Annotated in this window: 25 protein-coding genes and 1 pseudogene; 7 read left to right on the top strand and 19 right to left on the bottom strand. The window is 57.7% G+C overall.

What is annotated here, in order from left to right:
- The first annotated feature begins 34 nt into the window (after positions 1-34).
- Complete coding sequence (locus LOKVESSMR4R_RS11485) at positions 35-574, top strand: NYN domain-containing protein (RefSeq protein ID WP_087208516.1); 540 nt, start codon at positions 35-37, stop codon at positions 572-574.
- Here LOKVESSMR4R_RS11485 and LOKVESSMR4R_RS11480 read toward each other — a convergent pair.
- Both LOKVESSMR4R_RS11480 and LOKVESSMR4R_RS11475 read right to left on the bottom strand, forming a co-directional pair.
- On the bottom strand, positions 554-1,015 hold the full coding sequence (locus LOKVESSMR4R_RS11480; protein WP_087208513.1) for a pyridoxamine 5-phosphate oxidase: 462 nt from the start codon (positions 1,013-1,015) through the stop codon (positions 554-556). The two genes, LOKVESSMR4R_RS11485 and LOKVESSMR4R_RS11480, sit on opposite strands and share 21 nt — an antisense overlap.
- Positions 1,012-1,434 (bottom strand): excinuclease ABC subunit B, encoded by a 423-nt coding sequence (locus LOKVESSMR4R_RS11475; RefSeq protein ID WP_087208511.1) that lies wholly within the window; start codon positions 1,432-1,434, stop codon positions 1,012-1,014. The genes LOKVESSMR4R_RS11480 and LOKVESSMR4R_RS11475 overlap by 4 nt, the downstream gene beginning before the upstream one ends.
- Positions 1,435-1,550: 116 nt before the next feature.
- Between LOKVESSMR4R_RS11475 and LOKVESSMR4R_RS11470 the strand changes: the two genes are divergently transcribed.
- Positions 1,551-1,814 (top strand): zf-TFIIB domain-containing protein, encoded by a 264-nt coding sequence (locus LOKVESSMR4R_RS11470; protein WP_087208509.1) that lies wholly within the window; start codon positions 1,551-1,553, stop codon positions 1,812-1,814.
- A gap of 70 nt (positions 1,815-1,884) precedes the next feature.
- Here LOKVESSMR4R_RS11470 and uvrB read toward each other — a convergent pair whose 3' ends face one another.
- A complete protein-coding gene (gene uvrB, locus LOKVESSMR4R_RS11465) occupies positions 1,885-4,086 on the bottom strand; it encodes an excinuclease ABC subunit UvrB (protein ID WP_087213122.1) in 2,202 nt (733 codons plus the stop codon).
- Between the two features lie 93 nt (positions 4,087-4,179).
- Here uvrB and LOKVESSMR4R_RS11460 point away from each other — a divergent pair, with 93 nt between their 5' ends.
- Together LOKVESSMR4R_RS11460 and LOKVESSMR4R_RS11455 are read left to right on the top strand one after the other, a co-directional pair.
- Positions 4,180-5,412: an aminopeptidase gene (locus tag LOKVESSMR4R_RS11460; protein WP_087208507.1), complete on the top strand. Its 1,233-nt coding sequence runs from the start codon at positions 4,180-4,182 to the stop codon at positions 5,410-5,412.
- 100 nt (positions 5,413-5,512) lie between these two features.
- The gene (locus LOKVESSMR4R_RS11455; RefSeq protein WP_087208505.1) at positions 5,513-5,824 is read left to right on the top strand and encodes an ETC complex I subunit; all 312 of its coding nucleotides are present in this window, start codon (positions 5,513-5,515) and stop codon (positions 5,822-5,824) included.
- A gap of 338 nt (positions 5,825-6,162) precedes the next feature.
- Here LOKVESSMR4R_RS11455 and LOKVESSMR4R_RS11450 read toward each other — a convergent pair whose 3' ends face one another.
- Together LOKVESSMR4R_RS11450 and LOKVESSMR4R_RS11445 are read right to left on the bottom strand one after the other, a co-directional pair.
- The gene (locus LOKVESSMR4R_RS11450) at positions 6,163-6,738 is read right to left on the bottom strand and encodes a lytic transglycosylase domain-containing protein (protein ID WP_087208503.1); all 576 of its coding nucleotides are present in this window, start codon (positions 6,736-6,738) and stop codon (positions 6,163-6,165) included.
- 43 nt (positions 6,739-6,781) lie between these two features.
- Positions 6,782-7,135 carry a hypothetical protein gene (locus LOKVESSMR4R_RS11445; RefSeq protein WP_087213119.1) on the bottom strand — a complete coding sequence of 118 codons (354 nt, stop codon included), beginning with the start codon at positions 7,133-7,135 and terminating at the stop codon, positions 6,782-6,784.
- 183 nt (positions 7,136-7,318) lie between these two features.
- On the opposite strand from LOKVESSMR4R_RS11445, the gene LOKVESSMR4R_RS11440 reads away from it, so the two are divergent.
- Complete coding sequence (locus tag LOKVESSMR4R_RS11440; protein ID WP_237331773.1) at positions 7,319-7,615, top strand: hypothetical protein; 297 nt, start codon at positions 7,319-7,321, stop codon at positions 7,613-7,615.
- On the opposite strand, the gene LOKVESSMR4R_RS20160 is transcribed toward LOKVESSMR4R_RS11440, so the two are convergent.
- The 3 genes from LOKVESSMR4R_RS20160 to LOKVESSMR4R_RS11425 all read right to left on the bottom strand — a co-directional run bounded on the left by LOKVESSMR4R_RS20160 (position 7,612) and on the right by LOKVESSMR4R_RS11425 (position 9,118).
- Positions 7,612-7,800: a hypothetical protein gene (locus LOKVESSMR4R_RS20160; protein WP_157898192.1), complete on the bottom strand. Its 189-nt coding sequence runs from the start codon at positions 7,798-7,800 to the stop codon at positions 7,612-7,614. The genes LOKVESSMR4R_RS11440 and LOKVESSMR4R_RS20160 overlap by 4 nt on opposite strands.
- Before the next feature lie 244 nt (positions 7,801-8,044).
- Positions 8,045-8,740: a hypothetical protein gene (locus LOKVESSMR4R_RS20580; RefSeq protein ID WP_237331772.1), complete on the bottom strand. Its 696-nt coding sequence runs from the start codon at positions 8,738-8,740 to the stop codon at positions 8,045-8,047.
- 186 nt (positions 8,741-8,926) lie between these two features.
- Positions 8,927-9,118, bottom strand: a complete 192-nt coding sequence (locus LOKVESSMR4R_RS11425; RefSeq protein ID WP_087208497.1) for a thermonuclease family protein — start codon at positions 9,116-9,118, stop codon at positions 8,927-8,929.
- Positions 9,119-9,302: 184 nt separating this feature from the next.
- Here LOKVESSMR4R_RS11425 and LOKVESSMR4R_RS11420 point away from each other — a divergent pair, with 184 nt between their 5' ends.
- Together LOKVESSMR4R_RS11420 and LOKVESSMR4R_RS20155 are read left to right on the top strand one after the other, a co-directional pair.
- The gene (locus tag LOKVESSMR4R_RS11420; RefSeq protein ID WP_087208495.1) at positions 9,303-9,521 is read left to right on the top strand and encodes a hypothetical protein; all 219 of its coding nucleotides are present in this window, start codon (positions 9,303-9,305) and stop codon (positions 9,519-9,521) included.
- Between the two features lie 2 nt (positions 9,522-9,523).
- A complete protein-coding gene (locus tag LOKVESSMR4R_RS20155; protein WP_157898191.1) occupies positions 9,524-9,700 on the top strand; it encodes a hypothetical protein in 177 nt (58 codons plus the stop codon).
- Positions 9,701-9,771: 71 nt separating this feature from the next.
- Here the strand turns inward: LOKVESSMR4R_RS20155 and LOKVESSMR4R_RS11415 are convergent, their stop codons facing one another.
- The 11 genes and pseudogenes from LOKVESSMR4R_RS11415 to LOKVESSMR4R_RS11365 form a co-directional block, all read right to left on the bottom strand.
- Positions 9,772-10,791, bottom strand: a complete 1,020-nt coding sequence (locus LOKVESSMR4R_RS11415; protein ID WP_087208493.1) for a YeiH family protein — start codon at positions 10,789-10,791, stop codon at positions 9,772-9,774.
- Positions 10,792-10,884: 93 nt separating this feature from the next.
- Positions 10,885-11,742, bottom strand: coding sequence for a 3-hydroxyisobutyrate dehydrogenase (gene mmsB, locus LOKVESSMR4R_RS11410; RefSeq protein ID WP_087208490.1), 858 nt, complete (start codon positions 11,740-11,742; stop codon positions 10,885-10,887).
- Positions 11,739-12,764, bottom strand: a complete 1,026-nt coding sequence (locus LOKVESSMR4R_RS11405; RefSeq protein ID WP_087208488.1) for an enoyl-CoA hydratase/isomerase family protein — start codon at positions 12,762-12,764, stop codon at positions 11,739-11,741. Before LOKVESSMR4R_RS11405 ends, mmsB begins: the two co-directional genes overlap by 4 nt.
- A complete protein-coding gene (locus LOKVESSMR4R_RS11400; protein WP_087208485.1) occupies positions 12,761-13,900 on the bottom strand; it encodes an acyl-CoA dehydrogenase family protein in 1,140 nt (379 codons plus the stop codon). Before LOKVESSMR4R_RS11400 ends, LOKVESSMR4R_RS11405 begins: the two co-directional genes overlap by 4 nt.
- Before the next feature lie 4 nt (positions 13,901-13,904).
- A complete protein-coding gene (locus tag LOKVESSMR4R_RS11395) occupies positions 13,905-15,353 on the bottom strand; it encodes an NAD-dependent succinate-semialdehyde dehydrogenase (protein ID WP_087208483.1) in 1,449 nt (482 codons plus the stop codon).
- A 10-nt stretch (positions 15,354-15,363) separates the two neighbouring features.
- The gene (locus LOKVESSMR4R_RS11390) at positions 15,364-16,980 is read right to left on the bottom strand and encodes a thiamine pyrophosphate-binding protein (protein WP_087208481.1); all 1,617 of its coding nucleotides are present in this window, start codon (positions 16,978-16,980) and stop codon (positions 15,364-15,366) included.
- A complete protein-coding gene (ilvE, locus tag LOKVESSMR4R_RS11385; RefSeq protein WP_087208479.1) occupies positions 16,962-17,855 on the bottom strand; it encodes a branched-chain-amino-acid transaminase in 894 nt (297 codons plus the stop codon). Before ilvE ends, LOKVESSMR4R_RS11390 begins: the two co-directional genes overlap by 19 nt.
- 9 nt (positions 17,856-17,864) lie before the next feature.
- Complete coding sequence (locus LOKVESSMR4R_RS11380) at positions 17,865-19,025, bottom strand: acyl-CoA dehydrogenase family protein (protein WP_087208478.1); 1,161 nt, start codon at positions 19,023-19,025, stop codon at positions 17,865-17,867.
- Positions 19,026-19,084: 59 nt separating this feature from the next.
- Positions 19,085-19,898, bottom strand: a pseudogene (locus tag LOKVESSMR4R_RS11375) (cyclase family protein).
- Positions 19,891-21,075 (bottom strand): CaiB/BaiF CoA transferase family protein, encoded by a 1,185-nt coding sequence (locus LOKVESSMR4R_RS11370; protein WP_087208476.1) that lies wholly within the window; start codon positions 21,073-21,075, stop codon positions 19,891-19,893. Before LOKVESSMR4R_RS11370 ends, LOKVESSMR4R_RS11375 begins: the two are co-directional and overlap by 8 nt.
- Entirely contained in the window at positions 21,075-22,535 is a 1,461-nt protein-coding gene (locus LOKVESSMR4R_RS11365; protein WP_157898190.1) for a tetratricopeptide repeat protein, read from the bottom strand. Before LOKVESSMR4R_RS11365 ends, LOKVESSMR4R_RS11370 begins: the two co-directional genes overlap by 1 nt.
- Positions 22,536-22,537: the final 2 nt, after the last annotated feature.

Raw genomic sequence — 22,537 nt, 5'->3', positions numbered from 1 at the left:
TGCGCCGGGCCGGGCTTGTGGCTGATATGGCGCGATGATGATGCCAGCCGAGCTGTTGATCCTGTTGCCGGCACTGATCGGCCTTGGCGTGCTGCTGCTGCTGCGGCGGCGTCGCCAGTCCGCGCGCCCCGATCCTGTGATCCATGGCCCTGCGATCCCGCGCCATGCCATCGTGGTGGACGGGTCCAATGTGATGCATTGGGGCGGCGCTGCATCGGCCAAAGTGCTGGCGCTTGTGCTGCGCGCCTTGCAGGCCAAAGGCTATGCGCCCATCGTGATCTTTGATGCCAGCGCGGGTTACCGGCTGGCGGATCGCTATCTGGACGCCAGCGCTTTGTCACCGCTGATCGGCCTGCCTGCCGCGCAGGTCAGCGTTGTGGATAAAGGCGTGATCGCCGATAGCGCGATCCTGCGCTTTGCCGCCCAGCACCGGCTGCGCATCGTCAGCAATGACCTCTATCGCGACTGGCGCGTGCAATTCCCGCATCTGCGCCGCAAGGGGGCGGTGCTGCGGGGCAGATATGACGCTGGTGCGGTGGTCTGGAACGCGCGGCTAAAACCCGTCCGGGCCTAGGCGATAGGCCTTGCCGAACCCGCCGTTCAGGTCAATGCCGCTGGGCACCAGCCGGAACATCATGAAATCGGCGAAATCGTAGTAAAGCTTGGCCTTGGGCACAGCGGCCAGCCATTTGTCCTTATGGGCGGGCTTGTCCACCGGCTCTGCCCGCGCATGCAGCGTCAGGCGCGGATGGGTCAGCGGATCGCCCTTGGCACCCGGTTCGCCGATCAGGGCGGCGCAGGCGGGACTGGCCAGCAAGGCTTGGGTATGGGTGGACAGGGTCGACACCAGCGTCAGCGCGGCGGTGCCATCCCAGATCAGCGCGACACGCGCGACATAGGGCGCGCCGGTTTCGGGATGCGTCACGCCCAGCGCTGCATGGCGCATATCCGCCAGCAATTGGCGCACCAGCGCGCGGGCGGCATCATCGGTGGGATTGATCGTGTCGCCTGTCATGCAAGATTGGCCGCAGGGCAGGCGCGAAAGGCGGCCATCGCCGGGCCGATCCCGTCAAGCGAGACGCCTACCGTCGTATCGCCCGATATCGCATAGGCGCGCTGGTTGAAATCCAACCCGTCCAGCACATTGCCAAACCCGCGATCCGTCACCGTCAGGCTGCGGCCATCGGGGCTGATCTGGTGCTGGTCGGTCTGGATAAAGATCGGACGGGGCCCTGCGAAATTCATCGCGAAGGTCGGATCATCGGACCATCTGCCCTGTGGCAGGGTGATTGTCAGGCTATAGACGGGCAAGGCCGCGTCATAGGTCACGGTGATCGTGCCCGCCGCATCCGTCAGGGTGCAAATCGGCTGCGCCGAGAAGTCCCAGGCAGCAGCGGGCGAGGCAAGGATGAAAAGGGCAAGCAGGTGGCGCATGGTACGATGATAGCGGTATTTTGGCAAATGGCGATGGCGGTGCGACATTCCGCCCAAGCCCTTGTTTCTGCGTCCCTCCTTTCCCATCTTGCGCAGTGAAACACAGGAGAGCTGCGATGCAATGCCCGATTGACGGAACCCAACTTGTGATCTCTGACCGCTCTGGCGTCGAGATCGACTATTGCCCGCAATGTCGGGGTGTCTGGCTCGACCGGGGCGAATTGGACAAGATCATCGAGCGCAGCGCCGCCTATACACCACCGCCACCGCCCCCGTTGCCTGCGCGCGCCGAACGCGGCTATGACGACAGCCGTGATCAATATGGCCGCCCCCGCAAGAAAAAGCGCGGTGGCTTTCTGGAAGACCTGTTCGATTTCTGACGCATCATAGGGCGCGCTGGCCGCGCCCTTTTTTGCGGACGTATTTCAGGGGGTGCGCAACATGCGCACCCTACCTTTTGGCATAGCGGCTTTTGCCGCCGCGCATGCCGCCGCGGCCGCCGGTGCTGCGCCCTGATGCCTTTGCCGCGTCATCCACCGCCTTATCGACCGCTTGTTGGCGCGCCAGCGGGTCATCGGCGATGGCCAGTTCCACCGCTTCGAGCCGTTTCAGCTCGTCACGCAGGCGCGCGGCCTCTTCGAACTCGAGGTTCTCGGCGGCTTTGCGCATATCATTGCGGATACCTTCGATCACGGTCTGGATATTGCCACCCGCGCGGCCTTTGTCGATCTTGGCGGTGACGCGGTTCATGTCCACATCGCCTTTGTAAAGGCCCGCCAGAATATCCTCGACGTTCTTTTTCACCGTCGTCGGCGTGATCCCGTGTTCAGCGTTATAGGCCAGCTGCTTGGCACGGCGGCGTTCGGTTTCCTTCATCGCGCGGTCCATGCTGCCGGTGATCCGGTCGGCATACATGATGACGCGGCCTTCGGCATTGCGCGCAGCACGGCCAATGGTCTGCACGAGCGAGGTTTCAGACCGCAGGAACCCTTCCTTGTCGGCATCCAGAATGGCGACCAGCCCGCATTCGGGGATGTCGAGCCCTTCACGCAAAAGGTTGATCCCGATCAGTACGTCAAAGGCGCCAAGGCGCAGGTCGCGCAAAATCTCGATCCGTTCGATCGTGTCGATATCGCTGTGCATATAGCGCACGCGGATACCCTGTTCATGCATATATTCGGTCAGATCCTCGGACATGCGTTTGGTCAGGGTCGTCACCAATGTGCGATAGCCTGCGGCGGCGACCTTGCGGACCTCGTCCAGCAGATCATCGACCTGCGTTTCAACGGGGCGGATTTCGATCTGCGGATCAATCAGGCCGGTGGGGCGGATGATCTGTTCGGTGAATACGCCGCCGGTCTGTTCCATCTCCCATGCCGCGGGGGTGGCCGAAACGAAGACCGATTGCGGGCGCATCGCGTCCCATTCCTCGAACTTCAGCGGGCGGTTATCCATGCAGGACGGCAGGCGGAACCCATGTTCGGCTAGCGTCATCTTGCGCCGAAAGTCGCCTTTATACATGCCGCCGATCTGCGGGACCGAAACATGGCTTTCATCGGCAAAGACGATGGCATTGTCGGGGATGAATTCAAACAGGGTGGGCGGTGGTTCACCCGGCGCGCGGCCGGTCAGATAGCGCGAATAATTCTCGATCCCGTTGCAGACGCCCGTCGCCTCCAGCATTTCGAGATCGAAATTGGTGCGTTGTTCCAGCCGCTGTGCTTCCAGCAGTTTGCCGTCATTGACCAGCTGATCAAGCCGCATCCGCAGCTCTTTCTTGATGCCGATGATGGCCTGCTGCATCGTGGGTTTGGGCGTCACATAATGCGAATTGGCATAGACGCGGACCTTGTCGAAGGTGCCGGTCTTGGTGCCGGTCAGCGGGTCGAATTCGGTGATCGCCTCCAGCTCTTCGCCAAAGAAGGACAATTTCCACGCGCGGTCATCAAGATGGGCCGGCCAGATTTCAAGACTATCGCCGCGCACCCGAAAGGTGCCGCGCTGAAAGGCCTGATCATTGCGGCGATATTGCTGGGCGATCAGGTCGGCGATAATCTGCCGCTGGTCATACATCTGGCCCGCATGGATATCCTGCGTCATGGCGCCGTAAGTTTCGACCGACCCGATCCCGTAGATACAGGATACAGAGGCCACGATGATCACATCGTCGCGTTCCAACAGTGCACGGGTCGCTGAATGGCGCATCCGGTCGATCTGTTCGTTGATCTGGGATTCTTTCTCGATATAGGTATCGGACCGCGCGACATAGGCTTCGGGCTGATAGTAATCATAATAGCTTACAAAATATTCGACGGCATTGTCGGGGAAGAACCCTTTGAATTCGCCGTATAATTGCGCGGCCAGCGTCTTGTTCGGGGCAAGGATGATCGCAGGGCGCTGGGTCTGTTCGATCATCTTGGCCATGGTGAATGTCTTGCCGGTCCCCGTCGCCCCCAGCAGCACCTGATCACGCTCGCCTGCGATGATCCCGGCGCTAAGCTCGGCAATCGCGGTGGGCTGGTCGCCTGCCGGTTCAAACTCTGTCTGCAGCTTGAAACGCTTGCCGCCTTCCATTTTTTCGCGGGTTTTCACATCCGGCGCGGGGTTCGCCAGATAGACGGGCGGCGATTTGTCGGTCTGGGCATAGGCCATGGCGGGGATTCCTTTGGTTGACCCATAGTTGTTGTCTTTGCTCACTGGATCAAGGGCGACCCTTGGCCTAAGCTCTGGCCAAACGAAAGAGGTATGAAAATGATTGATCCCGTGAAACTCGACCGCTTGGCCGAAGTCGCCGTGCGCACCGGCGTGAACCTGCAAAAAGGGCAGGATCTGGTGATCACCGCGCCCTTGTCCGCGATCGAGCTGGTCCGCGCGATCACCGTGCATGCCTATCAGGCCGGGGCGGGGGTCGTGATGCCCTTTTTCACCGATGAGGCGATCACGCTGGCGCGTTATGAAAACGCCGATGATGCCAGTTTCGACCATGCGCCCGGCTGGTTCTATGACGGGCTGGCTGCCGCCTATAAAGGCGGGGCCGCGCGGATGGCGATCACGGGGGATGACCCGATGCTGCTGGCCGATCAAGACCCCACGAAGGTCGCGCGCCTGTCAAAGGCCACAAGCATCGCCGCCAAACCCGCCATGGCCCCGATCGTGGGATTCGAGGTCAACTGGAACATCGTCGCTTTCCCCGGTGCTGGCTGGGCTGCGCGCGTCTTTCCCGACCTGCCGGTGGCAGAGGCGCAGGGCAAGCTGATGGATGCGATCTATAAAGCATCCCGTCTGGATGGCGACGATCCGGTGGCCAATTGGGCCGATCATACGGCAGAGCTGAAAAAGCGCGTCAAATGGCTGAATGATCATGATTTCGCCGCGCTGAAATATACCGGCCCCGGCACCGATCTGATGCTGGGTCTGGCCGATGGGCATATCTGGAAAGGCGGGGCATCGCCTGCGCTGAACGGCGTGATCTGCCAGCCCAATATTCCCACCGAAGAGGTCTTTACCTGTCCGCATGCCTATAAGGTCGACGGGGTGGTGTCCGCCACCAAGCCGCTGGCGCATCAGGGCAATGTGATCGAAAACATCAAGGTCCGCTTCGAGGCCGGCCGCATCGTCGAGGCGACCGCCACCAAAGGCGAGGCTGTGCTACAGGCGCTGCTGCAAACCGACGATGGCGCCAGCCGCATCGGCGAGGTGGCCTTGGTGCCCCATTCCAGCCCGATCAGCCAGTCCGGCACATTGTTTTACAACACGCTCTTTGATGAAAACGCGTCCTGTCATATCGCACTTGGCCAATGTTACGCCGATACGATCCAAGGCGGGTCAGAGTATTCGCCCGAAGAATTGCAGCAAAAAGGCGGCAACCAAAGCCTGATCCATGTCGATTGGATGATGGGGTCGGATGCGGTGGATATCGACGGGATCACCAAGACCGGCGCGGTGATCCCCGTCATGCGCAAAGGCGAATGGGCCTGACGCGGTCCCTGACACGCGGTCCCTGACATGGGGCCTGACGCGGGGCTTGCGTGCTTTGCGCGTTTTGCACATATAGGGATTGTCAGCAAAGGGGCCAAAGATGCGCGCACGAATCTACAAGCCAGCCAGAACCGCCATGTCCTCGGGCACTGCGAAAACGCGGTCCTGGGTGCTGGAACATGTCGCACAGACCGCGCGCGGCATCGACCCGCTGATGGGCTGGACATCATCGGATGACACCCAGGCGCAGGTAAAGCTGTATTTCGACAGCAAAGAAGCAGCGCTGGATTACGCCCGCGAAAACGGGATCGAGGCCATTGTGCAAGAGCCCAAATCGCGCAAGCCCAACATCCGCCCCGGCGGCTATGGCGAAAATTTCGCCACCAACCGGCGCGGTGTCTGGACCCATTAAGGCGGTTTGAGGCTTGCCAAAAGCCCCCCGACCGCGCGATACCGCATCGTGACGGTCTCATAGCTCAACTGGATAGAGCAGCTGACTTCTAATCACTGCCGCCTACCTACCGACGACATGCGACGTTGCATGTCCACCTTGTATTTCAACGACTTACCTCGCAATTCCGGTTGTGTCATCTACCGACAAGGCCCGACAACGATGGCGACTTAGCGGTCAAAGCGCCATCAAAATCGGAGTTGCGACAATGCCCCACACCAAGATCACACAGGCCTTCGTCGAGGGCCTGCCATTCCACGATTCCACCGACTGGTATCACGACACGGAACTCGCTGGGTTCAACCTGTCAGTCGGACGCCGCAGCAAGGGGGAATGCCACCGTGTTGGCGGACCGCATCCGGTCCGGCGTTGTAGGCAGCCAGCGCCAGGTGCGGATCGCCGAATGTCTCCAACATCATCGCGAGGTAGCGGGCGGACCCGTCGAGGTTCTGCAGCGGATCGCGCGGGTCGATGCCGAGGTTACGCGCCGTCGCGGGCATCAGTTGACCAAGGCCAATGGCACCTGCACTTGAAATCGCATCCTGCCGGTAGGCGCTCTCCACCTCGATATTGGCGCGATAGAGGGTCAGCCAGTCTCGGGCGGAGAGGTCGGCACGCCGCAGCCCGGGATGCCCGGCATAACGCATAGCTGTGGCTTCGATGGCCGCTAGAACATCGGCGCGGGGCAGGGGAGCGGGCCGCGAGAAGGCTGCAAGACGCAATTCGTCAGGTTCAATATCTGGTTCATCTTCACCGAGGATCGCTAGCTCATCAGCAGCAGACCCCTGACCTATGCCGTCATTGTAGTTGCGGGCAAAACTGTCCTGGGAGCGGGACGAGGTCAGAGAGCCATCGCTCTCCATGACCAGCACCATTTGCGTGGAGGCGGGACCCGCCAGAAACCAGAAAAAGAGAAGGCTACTTGCTGCTGCTCTTTTCGGAAGCAGCCAGCTTATGCGTTGTCCGCTGGCCTTCCTCGAGCGGGACATCGGCATGAGAGAAGCCGATGCCGATGAGGAAAGACACGACGCCAGTGATGGTTTTGAACTCTCGAATCTTGATGTCGTTGTAGGTCGTTCGGGTACGGGCCGTGACAAGCAGCTTTTCCACGCCCTCGTCAGAGACCGCACGCATGATCCAGACCCCATAATAGCTGGGGCCTTTCTTGTGCGCAGGTTCCTGGCACAAGATCTCGGCGCTATAGCCGCTCTCCACGAGATCGCGGAATCTGGCTTCAGTGACCACATTTGGTGCTTCGATGTCCCAGTTCATACCTGCGGTCACACTTCTCTTCATTTGAGACGCATGATCGCCTTGTCCACCATGGACAGGACGAACATACGAAAGTATATTTTCGAGCATCAAGTGATATTATCGCTTCGGCTGTCCAGTCGGCAGACCTTCGCCAAAACCGGTGAATTACCTTAATGCTTGCCCACTGTAGGAGATTTGCGCATGAAGATGAAGCGACTGCAGCGTATCCCACAGGCTATATTATTGACTCTTGTTATTTCAGGTGCAGCTGATGCGCAGACATGCTTTCCGCCAGCCCGTCCATTTGTCCCCAATGACTCGGTTGCAATTGCCGAATTTGCAGACCTGATAAGCCAAGACTTTGAGACCTACATCCACGATGTGCAGGCGTATTTCCGGTGTTTGGACGAAGAGCGGGCCCGAGCGTTTGAGGAGGCAAGAGAAGTCAGTCAAGATTATGCACGGTTTCTGCAGGGCCAAGGCGACGGGAATCGCTAACAGTTTGTCGGATTCGAGCTTTGCAACGGTTGTCGCACATAATTGTCGATGGGGTCGGCGCGCCACAAAATGCCCGCTTCGCCATTGTTCCAATGGTATTCGACGCCTACAACCTCACCGGTATTCGGGCACACCAATCTGAATACAGGAACGGCTTCCAAAAGGTCTGATGGATTATCATTCATGACGCGCTCATTGGTCAAATCTTAGCTGAGCGTTTCCCATGATCAGGACAAAAACAATCATGACTTGATTTGGTAAGGGTTTCGGGCGAAGCGTTGCTGTAAACGAGCGCCAGCGCGGCTGAAATCCGCACAACACTCTGATTAGGTTGCGGAAACTCGCTCATCTTTCGGAAGATGCAACATTCAGTTTCTGCCCCGACAATACGACTCGCGAAGAACATGAGTGCTGGATTTCCGATCGCTGTTAGTAGTTCACCTGTTCAAAACCGTAGTTGCCCTCATAGTCCCGCCACTCGACGAAGACGGACCGGTGATAAATGCCAGGGCAATGCTCGCCCCAGCGATCAAGGCCTACGTGAGCCGAAGGAAGAGCTGTGACGGAAGACCTTTGCCAGGCGAAGTCACCTTGGGTCCCGTAAGTGCCGAGAACCACGGCCGCGCTTCGGTTGCAGTCACCATCGCGCCCAGACTCGTGCTGTCGGGCATACCGTACATCGAAGACGCGGATGGAACGCACGAAGTTGAACTCAGGTCCGCTGATATCGATGTCTGCGCGATCCTGAGCGAGCCGGAGTGCCCGATCAGTGGGAACGAGATCGTCGACTGGCAAGGATTGGAGTGGTCGACGGCTGTTCGCCCGGTACAAGGCTTCAAAGATGCGGCCAGCGTTGTTTGATAGCCGATCGCTCTCATAAGAGGCGCCCATGGGACAGCGCCAGATTTGCAGCGGCGGTTCCACTGGCCAAGGTGTAATCCGCCGGATGAACTCGGCGCGGGCTCGGGCGCAAGGGTCGGAAGCGGGCCAGCCGCCAGACAGACACAAGAGGATCGCGCAATCGATCGGGTATGTTTGCGCGCGGGCGGGTATTGGCAGCGAAGAACTTGTCACGGTCAAAGCGACTGCGACCGAGGGGAGGAGCTTCTTGAGTAAATGGCGCATGCTGTGGAGCCTCCGGGATAGGAGTTTAGCATACATACAATAATATACTATCGCAACGCTAAGTATAGGGGCGCATAATAAGGTTTATGTAGATTTTTGGAACATGAATTCTGTCGTCGCGAGGCATGTGATTGCGTTTAACTGCTTCCTAATTTCACGGAGAAATGCGGCCTCCTGCTCGCACCGCTAGCGCTGGTCCGCTGGGTTCTCGAAGATCTGCCGGCTTTCTGGAGCATCGATCCCATGCATCCAGATGCGCTGCCCCTGGATTTCCAGCGTGTCGTCATCGATTACGTTGGCGATGCCGGTCACATGGACGGTGTAGGCCGGTGGTACGGCGACGAACTGAAGCAGGATAAGTAATATGAACCGGTACATGCCCTGAATCTTTGACCAGCGGCATCTGTCGCGACGCCTTCAGTAGATGCAAGTAACCTGATCGGATCGTCCTGCCGCAATTTTTTTTGCGTGGCCCTCAACCAGGCGTCCAGACATGCCGATTGCTTGGCAGAGGCACCGTGAATCGCTCCGGTTGATGGTGTGCTCTTAACAGGAGGTGGCCATGAGCCGAGAACAGAAAATTGGAGCCCTGGTTGCAGCGATAATCGTTGGCGGTGTTGCTGTGGCATGGATTGGAAAAGCTAACAGCGAGCGGGCGGAGCTCGCGGCCGAGATCGAGCGTCTTTCAGAAGATGCGGCCCTTGAATCCCGGCAGAACGTTTTGAGCGACTTTGCAGCTGAGTTGGAGCGCAGCCTGTCGGCCGCAGCGAAAGGAGAGTGACTATGAAGGAACTTCTAATTGAAATGATCAGCACGCCGCTTGGCGTGATTTCAACCATCGTCATGTCCGCGGTGTTTTGCGAAACCGTCCCTGCGAGCCCCGTGCATCTGGAGAACGCGTTTCGCCAAATCTATACCGATAAGGGTAACTTCGGAAATGTATACTTCTTCCCTTTGTGATGGCTCTAACACTCACTACAATGGCTCATTGCGATGCCGTCGAGAGGGGCATCCACGCAATCGACAGAACGTCAGGACACCCAAAGCAGTGATGATACGGTAAAACAACCTATGAACAGTGTTTCTGCAATCAAAAGTGAGATAGCCGGCAATCCGACCTTTAGGACTTCTTTCAAGGCGGATTTCATTCCGACTGCGGCGATGGCCGTCAAGAGCGCCCAGCGGGATACCTCTGCCCCCAATAAAGTCAGCGCGGGCGGAAACAGTCCAAAGGAGTTAAGAAAAACAAGCACCGCAAATGCAGCGAGAAAAAAGGGCACGAATGGAGGTCGATTGGTGCTGTCCATATCGCCACCGCTAGAACGCCTAATGACGACTGTAGCCACCAAAATGATGGGCGCCAGCATGGCCACTCGGATGAGCTTTACGACGGTAGCAACATCGCCAGTCTCCTCGGAGATCGAAAATCCCGCTCCGACAACCTGGGCCACATCGTGAATTGTTGCGCCGATGAAAATGCCCGCCGTTCTGGCATCGTATTCCATGAAATGGGCGATAATCGGATATACGATCATGGCAAGGGTCGAGAGTATTGTAACCCCGACAACCGTAAAAACAAGTCGTTCTTCAGTTCGTTCGTCGCGCGGTAAAATCGCAGAAATTGCCATCGCCGCGGACGCGCCGCAAATCGCGACGGACCCAGCGGACAAAAATGCAAAACGCGACCCATGGCCAAAGAAACGGGCAATCACCAACCCGAACAAAATAGTGACGATCACGCCGCTAACAACAATGCCAACAATTGGCCAACCTAAATCTGCCGCCATATCAAAGCTGATACGGAGCCCAAGGAGCGCGACACCAAATCGCAAAACTGGACGCGCGGCAAACGCAATACCTGATTTGCAGCGCGAATCTTCAGACAGAAAGTTTAATGCGATGCCAAAAAGCAAAGCCATCAGCATAGCGGGTGCCCCGTAGTGTTCGGAAATGAATTGGGCCGCCAGTGCGATCAACGCCGAGATCAAGAAACCTGGAAATAGAGCATGTATGCTGAGCAAGTCGAGAAATCGAATATTCATAATCTGCATGAACCTTGCTATGAGTATACTTCTAGAGAGCCGGAATGTCCTTTATAGGACGATACCGCTTTCAATTTGATTGGAAGCGGGGCGCGTAATCGCCTAAGTATATGTCAGCAGGATTGCCGAAAAATCTTGGCCCGCGCCGCCTTCGTTTTCAACAAATTGCGCGTAGAGATTCTGGGCCAGTTGCCCCATCGGCGTATCCGCATCAACCGACTGTGCAGCATCTTGCGACAGGCGCAGATCCTTGAGCATCAACTCCGCTGCAAATCCCGGTTTGTAATCATCGTCAGCCGGGCTTTTTGCGCCAACGCCCGGGACTGGGGTATAGGTGTTCATGGACCAGCTTGATCCTGATGATGTTGACACCACGTCGAACAATTTTTCGCGGTCCAACCCGATCTTATCAGCCAGTGCAAAGGCCTCGCAGGTGGCGATCATGGTCACGCCGAGGATCATGTTGTTGCAAACTTTTGCAGCCTGGCCGGTGCCGCACGGGCCACAATGCACAGTTTTCTGACCAAGAATATTTAGCAAAGGCGCTATGGCTGCAACCGCGTCAACGCTGCCGCCCACCATGAACGTAAGTGTTCCGTTCACAGCCCCCCCAATTCCGCCTGAAACAGGCGCGTCGATGGCCGCAATAGATGCGGCAGCACACAGGTCTGCGACGTTTTTTGTCGTTGCGACATCGACAGTCGAGCAGTCACAAAACAACGTCTGAGGTGACATTGACGGTAAAATCTCCGCCACAACATTACGGAGGATTTCGCCGTTGGGCAGCATCGTGATCACGACATCTGCGCCCTGCGCTGCCTCTGCCGCAGACGCTGCGGCTGCTACCCCGTCGATGTGTGGCGATGTGACATCAAACCCCACAACCTCATGCCCCGCTTTGACAAGGTTTGCGGCCATCGGCCCGCCCATATTGCCCAGCCCAATAAACCCTATTTTCATCCTATTCCCTCCAAATTCAGCTCATCGTCACCAAGAGTTGCGAGCATGTTCAAAACCAAATCTCGCGGTACGTCGGGTTCGTTTGCGTGGTGCCACTGCGGTGCATTATTTTTGTCAATGACGGCTGCCCGAATGCCTTCGATGAAATCGCCTTGCGCGATGGACCGTGACGTATACCGGTATTCAAGGGTCAGCGCGTCATGCAGCGTTGGTGTGGTGCCCAAGCGGCCGATCATTTCAAGAAACGCTGCCATCGCAAGCGGCGCATTACGCGACAAGGCCGCCCGGGCGTGGACGAATGCAGGATCATCGATCTCAGCAAGCCGATCACGGATCGTACGCAGATCCCTTCCAGCAAACAGAGTCTCAATGTCAACGGGAATATCAGGCGGCGAAACCTCGTTTGCGACTTCTGCGATAGCTGCGGTATCTCCGCTGTGGATTAGTGCCGACTTCAAGTCCGCCCAAAGGGCTTGCGGAACAAAGCAATCCGCAAAGCCCGCGTATATCGCATCCTCTGGGCCCATACGTTGCCCTGTGAGGCCAAGAAAGACTCCGTAGCGCTTTGGTGCGCGCGCAAGTATCCTTGATCCGCCCACGTCAGGAACAAGCCCGATCCCGCATTCCGGCATCGCGATTTTGCTTGTCTCGCAAACAATTCGGTGCGCGGCATGGCATCCCAACCCGACGCCGCCGCCCATCGTGAACCCGTGCAAGAAACTGACGATGGGGACAGGATATGCAGCGATCTTGGCGTTCATCCGGTATTCGTCGCGCCAGAATGTCTGCCCATAGGTGACGTCACCGCGCTGTGCAGACGCATAAAGGTCTGCGATATCGCCACCTGCGCAAAACGCTTTGTCTCCATCGGCGTCAATTATGACAATGCTTACCTTATCGCGCCATGCGTCTAATGCCTTGTCAACTTCGAGGCACATCGCATGTGTTAACGCGTTAAGCGCATCTGGACGCTGAAGCGTTATGCGTCCGGCCACGTCTTCTATCCTGCACCAAATCGTCATGGTTTCAGCAAATTACGACTGATGATCATGTGCATGATCTCGTTGGTGCCTTCCAAAATCTCGTGCACCCGAATGTCGCGTAGACGTTTTTCAAGCCCGTAGTCAGAGAGATAGCCATAGCCGCCATGCAGTTGAAGGCACTGGTTCACAACCTCGGATCCGACCTCTGTCACGTAGGCCTTTGCAATCGCGCAATGGTGCGTGGCATCAGGCGCGCCGGTGTCCAATTTCCACGCGGCTTGGCGCAACAGGACCCGTGCGGCTTGCAATTTGATTTCCGCAGCACCCATTTTGAATTGCAGCGCCTGGAACTGAGCGAGGTTTTGTCCAAAGGCCTTGCGTTCGTTCAGATAAGCCACGGTCTGATTCATCGCAGCTTGGGCCGCGCCCAGTGAACATGCCGCGATATTCAGACGGCCTCCGTCAAGTCCTTGCATCGCATAGGTGAACCCGTGGCCTTCTTGGCCAAGCAAGTTGCTGGCGGGCGTTACACATTTGTCCAATTGCACCTGTCGGGTGGGTTGCGATTTCCAACCCATCTTGGTTTCCAGCCCGCCAAAGCTAAGGCCGTCAGCCCCGTCGTCGACAACAATTGCGCTGATCCCTTTGGGGCCGGCGTCGCCTGTGCGGCACATGACGATATAGGCATCAGAATACCCACCACCGGAGATAAAGGCCTTGGTGCCAGTCAATTCATACCCGCCGCCCGTTCGTACAGCGCGCGTTTTTAATGCTGCTGCGTCAGACCCAGACCCCGGCTCGGTCAGGCAATAGGCCAGCAGCTTTTCCATTTCGATTGTAGGGCCCAAGATGCGCGATTTCAGATCGTCCGACCCGAATTTATCCACCATTGCGGCGCACATATTGTGAATAGACAGGAGTGCTGCGACAGACGCGCAGCTATGGCTAAGCGCTTCGAATACAAACGTTCCCTCAAGGCGGGTCAGGCCAATCCCGCCTGAAGCGTCAGACACAAAAAGACCGCCGAAGCCAAGCTCTGCCAGTTTCGGCCAAAGGTCCTTGGGGATTTCACCCGCCTCATCCCACGCTTGCGCGTTGGGGGCGATATGCTCAGCGCCAAATGCGAGGGCCAGATCGAAAATTGCGGTTTGTTCTTCTGTTTGTGAAAAATCCATCTGCTTACACCGCCAACTCATTCACAAATTTTGTGCGCAGGAATGTCTCGATCCCTTCGCTGCCGCCTTCTGACCCTTGGCCTGTTTCGTCAACGCCACCGAACGGTGCTTCGGGCAGGCTCACACCTGCGTTGTTGATCCCCACGACGCCGGCATTCAGTCCATTTTGCAGATCAAGTGCGCTGCGTTGCGACGTGGTATAGCCATAGGCTGCAAGGCCGATGTCAAGGCGGTTTGCCTCTGTCAGCGCTGCATCCAAATCGGGCACTGGCATGATCAAAACCATTGGGCCAAAAGGTTCGTCGTTCATCGCCATCATATCCGGGCCCGCATCTGCAATGACGGTTGGCTTATAAAACGATCCTTGATTGCCCATTCTTTCGCCACCACACAGAACCCGCGCCCCCTTTGACAGGGCGTCTTCGGTCAGCTGATCCATCCATTCGCATCGGCGCCGTGCAATCAGCGGTCCCATCTGTGCGCCTTCTTGCAGACCATCCGACACTTTGGTCTTTTCGAATGCCGCACTGAACGCATCGCAAACATCAGCGTAAGCATCTTGTTCCACGATGAACCGCGTGGGCGACGTGCAAACCTGACCCGCATTACGTCGCTTGGCCCCAATCAACTGCGACACCGCAAGATCGATATCGGCGTCCGCTGCGATGACCACGGGCGCGTGGCCGCCCAGCTCCATGGTGCACCGTTTCAAGGTATCCGCCGCCAAACGTGTTAGGTGCTTGCCCACAGCCGTCGATCCCGTAACCGTAACTTTGCGCGGAACAGGTGACGCCATCAGGTGCCGCGAGATCATGTCCGGCACGCCAAAGACAAGGTTCAAAACGCCGTCCGGCAGGCCCGCGTCCAGAAAGCACTGCGCGATGGCAATGGCAGTCCCCGGCGTTTCCTCGCTCGGTTTCAGCACGATGGAACAGCCTGATGCCACGGCGCCGGCCACTTTGCGTATCACATTCACCGCTGGAAAATTCCACGCCACAAAACCGATGACGGGGCCGACTGGCTCTTTGAGCACATGCGACCGCAGTCCCGGTGCTCGCGGCGGCAAAATGCGGCCATAGACCCGCCGCCCTTCTTCGCCATACCACTTCAACGTATCGGTGGCGAAATCAACCTCGACCAAGGACTCTGCAAGCGGTTTCCCCATCTCCAGCGTCAGAATTCGTGCAATTACATCGCGGCGGTCCTTTATCAGCGCAACGGTGCGGTCAATCACCGCCTGCCGCTCAACGGCTGAGACATGGCGCCAGTGATCAAACCCCTTTTGAGACGCCGCCAAGGCACGATCCAGATCTGATGCATCCGCATGGGCGAGTTGGCCGAGGACCGTCCCATCGGCAGGGTTATACACAGGCTCTGAGCCGCCTGATCCGCCGTCGCACCAACGCCCGTCGATCAACAATTTCAGCGTGTTGAAACCGGGTTCTTTTGCCATCTCTGCGTCCTTAGATTTGAGTGTGATACGCGCCGCGCGGCATAGGCACAGCAATCAACGTAGGTTTGCCACTGTGTATGGCGTCTTGTACCGTATTACGCAGCGCCTCGGCATCGCGAGCGGTGCTTGACGCAATCCCCATCGCCTGCGCCGTGGCCGCGTAATCGGTGACACCGAAATCTACGCCTGCTGATTGATAGCCTTCGCCGCGTTGTTTATGCGCGATCAATGAATACGATCCATCGACCACCACAACAACCGTCACGGGCAGGGCAAGATCGCGCAGCGTCGCAAGCTCGCCCAGAACCATGTCCAAACAGCCGTCCCCCATGACCGCAACAACCGGTTTGCCGCTAGCCAATGCGTGGCCCGTGGCCAGTGGCAAGGCGCAGCCCATTGTGCACAGCCCTGTTGACTGCAACAACTGGTTCGGCCGTGTGCAGGTCATGATCTGGCTCCACAAAATGCGGTGCGCACCACTGTCCACCGTGACAGCGATGTCCCTTGGCAAGGCATCATTCAGCGTGTGATAAAGCGACGCTGGCGTCCAAGCATCGGTTTGGCCGAAGGCCGCGCTTAGATCAGCGCGTGCTTTGGCAGGCGCGCCGTCGGGCCAGACTGCGGTTGGTTCCAACCCATCAAACAAGACCAGTCCCTGCGCCGATGGCACGGTGATCAGGATATCTTCGCGATGCATAAAGTGGTCGTTTTGTGCTTGCACAAATGAGATCGCGGTACCGGGTGCAAATGGGTCGCGCCAGCCCATGCGCATTTCAATCGGATCGTAGCCTGCGCAAATAACGCAGTCCGACTGCGCCAAAAGCGGCAAGATGATCGCATCGGATTTCGGACTTAGCCCGTGACCGCCCAAGGACAGTGAATGTTCCTCAGCCAAGACCCCTTTAGCCTTATATGTGGTTACGACCGGGATGTTGTGTTTGGTGGCAAAGGCCGCAACAGCGTCCGGTCCTCCCTCTTCATTCAACAGATCCTGTCCCGCAACGATGATCGGCCGCTCTGCCGCGCTGAAACGCTTTTGGGCGGTTTCAGTTGCGATGCCGCTGGCAGGCGCAAGCGGGGCCGGGATGATGTCGGGGGCTGATCGATGCGGTGCGTGGTCGGCATTCGCCACAGGTATGGGCAGGTCAATATGAACCGCACCGGGGCGGTTGGACGTCGCAATGGCCACGGCCTTGTCGATCACCAGATCACATGCCCCGATGCGGGCCTCAAAGCTGGCTTTGACAAACGGGCGGAGGGCGGCCTGATGATCAAAAATCTGATGGGTATAGGTCAGCGTCTCTTCTTCGGGCACTTTGCCTGTCAGCACGATCAGCGGCACGCGCTCTTGGGCGGCGTTGGCGACCGAATTCAATCCATTCGCAACACCTGGTCCCACGGTTGCAACCAACACGCCCGGCGCCCCTGTGGCGCGGTAGGCGCCTTCAGCCATAAAACCAGCTGCATTTTCATGACGCGCGATCACAAATTGAATCCCTGTGCGCACCAAAGCATCCACAAGGGCCAATACCTCGCCACCAGGAATGCCAAACGCGTAGCGTACGCCGGATTTATACAGGGCTTGTGCAATGATATCCGCGCCAGTTGTCACAGGTAAGTTCTCCATTCGGGGTGGCTGGTGTCAGTGCCTTGAGTCAGCGCATCAAATTGTGACCGCAAGGTCTGGGTAATCGGACCGGGTGAGCCTGCAGGCATCGCAAGTCCGTCAATGCTATGAATTGGCGCAACTTCCCAAGCCGTTCCGCAAAAGAACGCCTCATCCGCCATGGCGAGTTCAGAGCGGTCAACTTTGCGTTCTTGCACAGTGTGACCGGCCTCGCGCAGGAGGGTGATCATCGTATCGCGGGTGATGCTTTCCAGGATATCGGATTGTTGGTCCGGTGTTATCACAACCCCGTTGCGCACCATGAAAAAGCACATGGCAGGCCCTTCGGACACCTTACCATCCTGTCCCAGCATAAGGGCGGTATCATACCCGTCCACACGCGCCTGAACTGCCGCAAGCCGTCCATTGAGGTAATTTCCATTGGATTTGATGCGCTGTGGCTGTGCCGCATCAGAGGCGCGGCGCCAGCTGGACACCTGTACGCGCAGCCCATCCGTTGCAAAGTCTCCCCGCGCCATCGCGGTGATCGCCAGCGACGCGGGATCACACAAAAAGGGCTGGCCAGGACCAGATAGAAATGCCGTCGCCGTTATGTGGACATTCGCGCGGAATTCGTTTGCGTTCAGCGTCTGTTTGATGGCATCGGCCACGTGATCCGCGCTGAAAGGGGTTTCGAACCGCATAAACCGCTGGCCCTTTTCGAGCCGCGCCAGATGTTCATTCAATTGCCAAATGCACAGATTTGACCCGTCCCAATACGCGCGAATGCCTTCAAACACTGCCGCCCCGTATTTAAACGCCAACGAGGACACATGGCAGGTTGCATCTTCCCATGGCACGATTCCGTCGCACCATGCAAATTTTGGATTGCTCATTTTTTTGTCCTAGCGTGTTTGAGGGATTTTGCGGTCTAGTATGCCACTTGCAACCATATTGCGCAGGATCTCGACGGTCCCGCCGCCAATGGTGAACATACGGGCGTCGCGGGCCATCCGTTCCAGCGGAAGATCGCGGCCATAACCTGCCGCTCCGTGCAGTTGCAGCGCCTCATGAGTGACCTCAACGGCCATTTCCGCCGTAAAGATTTTTGCCTGCGCAGAGTCGACCATATCAGGAAACGGATCACTGGCGCGGGCGGTGTCATGGATCAACAGCCGTGCCGCGCGCAGTTTCACCGACATGTCTGCCAGCTTCCACTGTACCCCCTGAAATTCAGAAATCGGGCGGTCGAATTGATGACGTTTGTCGACGTAAGACAGCGCCTCTTCATAGGCGCCCTGTGCAATGCCCAAGGCAACGGAGGCAGCACCGATCCGTTGAGAATTATAGGCGCGCATGATTTGGCCAAAGCCCTTTTTCAGGCCTGCGGGTGGCAACAACAGACTGGACGCAGGAACGGCGCAGTCCTCAAGGTGCAGGTATCCTTCAGGAATGCCCCGCAGACCCATGGCAGGGATGCGGTCCCCCATGCGCATGCCGTCGGTGCCGTCTTCGATCATGAATGACCCGATGCCTTGATAGGTGTCACCATGATAGACATGCGCCAGGACCAAAAACAGCTTGGTGATGCCCGCGCCGGTGATCCAGTATTTCACGCCGTTCAAGACATACCCGTCGCCCTTTTTGTCAGCGCGGGTTTTCATGGATGTCGCATCTGAACCTGCTGTCGGTTCCGTAAAACAGATGGCAGGTTTGTCGCCAGCGAACACCAGCTCTGCGGCGCGCTGTTTTTGGGCGTCGGTGCCGTAGGTCATGATCGCGGGGATTGCCCCCATGTTGGTGTCCACGACGATCCGGCCAGATATGCCGCAGGCTTTTGCTGCCTCCTCGACTGCAACGCAGACGGTTTCAAAGGAGGCACCTTTGCCCCCCAGGGCCACCGGAATGGTCATTCCTCCTATGCCAGCGTCGGCAAGCGCCTTGGCATGCCCGAATGGATAAGCCTCGCTTCGGTCAATTTCCGCGGCGGCAGGGCGGAGCCGATTATCCGCGATGTCACGCATGATTTCGCGAACGGCATCAATGCCAAAGGTGGTGTCGCGCATTTCAATCCTCTTGTGTGGGTTGCATGGGGGGCCTGTCTTGCTCCCCATGCTGATGTTTTTCAGATCATCGCAAAGATGCGGGCAGGACCACCGGTGCCGCCCCTGTGCTTTGGCGCGCCTACGATTAGCGTGGCACCCGCTGCAGGCACCTTGTCGAGATTTGCGAGACATTCGATGCCGAAACGGCCCGACGGTAGCCACGCATAATGGGTTGCAAAATCCCCTGACATCCCAAAATCGAGCGATAGCGTATCGACCGCAATGGACTGCGCCCCGGTTTCAAGCAGCATCTGCGTGGCCTCGATGTGGAAGCCCGGATAGTGCTGCGCTTCGCCGTCAAAGTTGCGGAAGCCATCCGTGTTGACCTTGGAAGCCCAGCCTGAGTGCATGGCAACACAGGCCCCATCGGGGATGTCCCCATTGGCGTCGATCCATGCCTGTATGTCATCTGGGGTCACTTGCGTGTCCACGTTGTCGGCCGCGCGCGCGGCGATATCCACCACACACAGCGGTGCGATAAGGCTGGAGACCGGAATTTCATCAACCGACATACCATCCTCAGAGAAGTGCAATGGCGCGTCAATATGGGTGCCGGTGTGTTCGTTCACCGTAAGCCGGAAGAGATTGAAGGAGTGTTCAGCATAGTTGAAAAGCTGTTCGCGTGAAAACTGACTCTCGCCGAAATAGGTCGGAAAGTCCTCATGGAGGGTATGGGTCATGTCCTCGACCGTCCCGTGACCCGCTGCCATCGCGGGCGTCCCGATGGCCGCACCAGCGGTCGCCGCAACGCCCGCAGCCGCACTGGCCTTAAAAAAAGTTACGGCGGGACAGCATCTTGTCCTTTACCGCATTCATTACGCAAATATCACACATTGGTCTTCCTTTCTGTTGGTTGGGGTATGTCCGATTTGTTCGGATCTGGTTTCATATAATTGTGTGCGCCAAGCGCTGGCCCTAGATGGTCAATCCGTCCGGGCGTTTCGCTAAGGCATGGAAACACATTGGGGACGAGAAGGGAGCCCAAGGTTTCGTGCGGGACGTCCACCAAAGATTTGCGGTGTTTGATCTGTGGGTCACTGACGACCCGTGCGATGTCGTTGATGGCACCGCAGGGCACCGACTGGGCGCTGCAAAGCGCTTCCACCTCGGCACAGGGCAGGCTCCTTGTCCAATCCTCCACAATGCCGTTGATCTCCCCGCGGTGGGCAATCCGTGCTGCATTGGTCGCAAATTTGGGGTCATCCAAGATATCCATGCGGTTCATGGCTTTGGCTAACCGCGCAAAGAGGGCATCGTTGGTACAGGCGATTGCGATCCACCGGCCATCCGCACAAGGGTAGGATGCATGTGGCACGGACCTATGCGTCTGCGATCCCATCCTGTCACGTCCGACGCCAGTGTGGCTGTAAACCGGGGCCAATTCGTCCAAATACCGCAGAATGCCCTCATAGAGGGCCACATCAACGTGCTGACCTTTGCCAGTCTTGGTCCGCGCCAAAAGCGCGAGCGTCAGGCCGTAGGCCCCGAACGTGCCGCTTATATAGTCAGCCAAGGCAGAGGCACCTGACAACAATGGAGCTCCGTCCGGCTCACCCGTTAAATGCGTAAATCCGACCATTCCTTCGGCAATTCGGGCAAGTCCTGCGCGTTGGGCCTTTGGGCCATCCTGCCCGAATCCGGTGATCGACAGCATGATCAGTCCCGGATTGTCGGCGCGCAAACTTTCAAAGCTGAGCCCCCATTTAGCCAAAGTGCCGGGGCGAAAGTTTTCAATGACGACATCGGCATCTTTGGCCATTTCGCGAAAGATGGCCACGCCGTCAGGGGTGCGCAAATCCAATTCGACGCTTTTCTTGTTGCGCCCGTCAGACAGCCACCAATAGGTGTCACCTGTCGGGCTTTTTGTGCCCAAACCACGCAGCGTATCGCCGGTGCCGGGCTTTTCGATCTTGATCACATCGGCCCCGAATTCGGCCAGCGAGGACGCGGCATAGGGGCCTGCCACCAGCGTGGCGATATCCAGTACCTTTATGCCATCCAAGGGGCGCATCAGAATTCCGCAAACATCAGATCGCTGCGCCGACGCAGCAAGGTTTCACGGGCGAGATTGCCCTGTGCCGCCGCCGCATCCGCGGATGCGCGCAGTACCCACGGCGTGTTGGGATGTTGATCCAGCTTTGGCGCAAGCCAGCCCTCCGCCTTGGCGGCCTGACCTGTCGCCAGCAAAGCGGAACTATAACTGCGCTCGACAATCTCGCGCTGCACGATTGATCCGCCGATCCGGTGCAGCTGCGGTAGCAGTGCTTCGATCTGCGCACTTGCCGCCAATGTGTTACTGCGAAACTGCGCAAAGGCCTGCGCCAGAGGTTTTACGACAGTTTGAAAGGTCTGGGCATTTTCACTGGTATCACCGTCAAAGCTGGCTGACAGGCTGTCAAAGAACACTTCTGCGGCGGGTGAGTCCGGACATCTAGAAAACGCCAAGGCGGCGTGAAGGTCGAGGAAGGCGTTTGTGTGCAATTCAGCATTCCTGGCCCATTTTTCGGCCATCAGACGCCAGCGGTCTCCGACATCGACACCGGCAAGTTCAAGCCGCCACAGCAGGGATGTTCCATCCGTTAAACGAAACCGGTCTGACGCAGGCACTTCCGACAGCGCCGTGTCAAATATGCCAAGGGAATCCGTGAAATCCCCGACTTCGATCTGGCGCAGCGCCAGATGCCACCAGATATGCGCGTTCAGCAGGTTTTGGTTTGTCCAGAACGGCTTTTTGGCATCGAACAATGCCAGTGCATCATGGTGACGGTTTTGCGTTTCATAAACGTGTGCCAAACAATGCAATGCCCAACAATCGCTGGGACGCATGTCCAGGGCCAGCCGTCCCCAACTCTCTGCGGCGGCGTAATCGCCGGTTTCTTCCAATGCGAACCCGTGCTGTGCGGCCGCAATCGCAAAGGCAGGGTCATCCGCCGTCAAACGCTCGATCGCAGCTGTTGACCCGGCGCGCATGGACACTGTGTCGCCGACCAAAAACCAAGTTTCATGGGCGCACTTGTGCGCCAATATATCATTCGGGTCATCCGCCAGAACTGCATCCCATGTTCGGGCGGCAGCACTGAATTCGCCCTGCAACATATGCTCAATCGCAGCGGCGTGTTGCTTTTCAGTGGGCGTAGACCCTGCGACGGCTTTGCGCATGGCGGTAACATCTTGCGTGATTGACGACCCTCTCGGATCCACCCCGCTCAGCAGCTTCATAGCTGCGCAAAACACAGGCCCGCGCAGAAATGCTGGATCAGAGATCTCTTGCATCTTTTTCACGGGTGAACCGCTGAAATCCAAATAGCTTTCAATGGTCGCATTCCAAGCGGAAGCGGTGGCCGCATCAGACGCTGTAATGGTTGTGTGAAAAATATCTTGCATGACGGCTCCCAAATTATGGGCATTATTGCAGAGTCTCATATAATTGTATAACGCATAATACTGATAATACTCATGCAGGAGACGCATCA

It is taken from the genome of Yoonia vestfoldensis (genome assembly GCF_002158905.1).
Taxonomy (GTDB): Bacteria; Pseudomonadota; Alphaproteobacteria; order Rhodobacterales; family Rhodobacteraceae; genus Yoonia; species Yoonia vestfoldensis_B.
Note: the sequence above shows the minus strand (reverse complement) of the source record. Positions and strands in the feature narration are given on the sequence as shown.